This is a genomic window from Gluconacetobacter sp. (genome assembly GCF_047721585.1).
Taxonomy (GTDB): Bacteria; Pseudomonadota; Alphaproteobacteria; order Acetobacterales; family Acetobacteraceae; genus Gluconacetobacter; species Gluconacetobacter dulcium.
In genome coordinates, this window is record NZ_JBDNXE010000230.1 from 1 (window position 1) to 1,455 (window position 1,455).

At 58.7% G+C, this 1,455-nt stretch carries 2 protein-coding genes; both read left to right on the forward strand.

Annotated features, from left to right (window positions below):
• On the forward strand, nt 1-609 hold a 609-nt coding region (locus tag ABF821_RS20580), incomplete at its 5' end, for a hypothetical protein (RefSeq protein WP_415531418.1).
• Nucleotides 610-1,009: 400 nt separating this feature from the next.
• On the forward strand, nt 1,010-1,279 hold the full coding sequence (locus ABF821_RS20585; RefSeq protein WP_415531419.1) for a hypothetical protein: 270 nt from the start codon (nt 1,010-1,012) through the stop codon (nt 1,277-1,279).
• The last annotated feature ends 176 nt before the right edge of the window (nt 1,280-1,455 follow it).

Sequence of the window (1,455 nt, forward strand, 5' to 3'; positions counted from 1 at the left end):
GTCCGACACTGCTTAACAGACACGGAGGATTCCAAAATGCATTTTTCTCGTATGATTCAGGCTGGTGCCTTTATTGCTACACTGGCTTGCTGCGCGGCTGCCCTGCCTGTGCAGGCTCAGGATGCGTTGCGCGTCGTTGACGCGCGGGGACACCAGGTCGGTATCCTGGTCCCGGTCCAGGGCTTCGCGACGACAGCGGCAATGCCTGATATCGACATGTTCGAGGCTGTTGATCGCATGATGGCACGCAATATGGCTCTCATGGAGGCAGTCGATCGGACATTGGCTTCGCGGCTGGACGGCGTCCTGCGCGCCGTGCCGGCTGTTGGTCACGACCTCTCGAAACAGAGCATGTCTTGGCAGCGTTTCGAGGCGGTCAGCACCGGTGGACCCACCGCCTGTACGCAGACGATCACGATCACATCAAACGGTCGGGGGGCGCCAATCGTTCATGTGTCACGCACCGGAAGCAAGGCCTGTCCGACGCTCGCCGCGCCGATGGCAGTTGACAATCCCGGAGATCAAAAGACTGGTTCCATGGCTCTGACGCCCGCCGTCGAGACGCGGACGGAAGTCCCGACAAACGGACGCGCTGGAAGCGCTCTCTAAGACAGGTGGTGGCCGGAAAACCCCAGGCCACCATCATCAGAGAGAAATATATTGATTTTCTGCGATCATCGCCATGATGGTTAACGAAAATCAACAAACCCCATGTAATTTCTCTCCGCAACACCGCTACAGAAAACAAACACAAATAAAAATAATAAAATTATTCATTAAAAAGAATCTGCATTTCGCACCCCCTTGACGAGGCAAGCATCTCTTCCAATCTTGCTTTCGCTGGACGCCATCGGGTCCGGCATAGGCTCTGTGAGCCAGACAACTGAAGTCCATGTTGCTTTAATCGGAGGATGTGGATGTCGACACTGAAAGGACTTTATTCCCGCTATCGCCGCTCCTTGCGCACAGCCGCCCGGAGATGGCGCAACCGACTGGAGGGAGGCGTATCATGGTAACGCGCCCCCTTTTTGGAGACGATCCGCTCGCTCCGCGTGTGCTCTCCGTGCTCCGCCGCCTCGGTCATGACGGACGTGGCGTGACGCTAACGTCACTGGTGGCCCATACCGGTATACCGGGGATCAGACTTCGCGCCACGCTGGAACGTCTGGTCCAGGCGGGTGCGGTCGCCCCTGCCGGGTGCGATCCCCTGGCTTCTGATCTCGCGTTCCGTCTCTCCTTTCGGGCAAGAGCCGTACCGCCAGTTCCGGTCGCGGCGTAAGGTACCGACCGCGCCGGGTAGATCAGAAACGCCTTCTCCGAGCGGAAACGCCGTCTTCCCTGGAACGACCGCAGGAACGAGAGGGTGGAGCGGGGGCGTTACACCGCGGGCCCGCCGGGGGGAAGGGGGGTGGGAAAACCTCGCGCACCAGGGGGTGTGAAATTTTTTTACTTTTT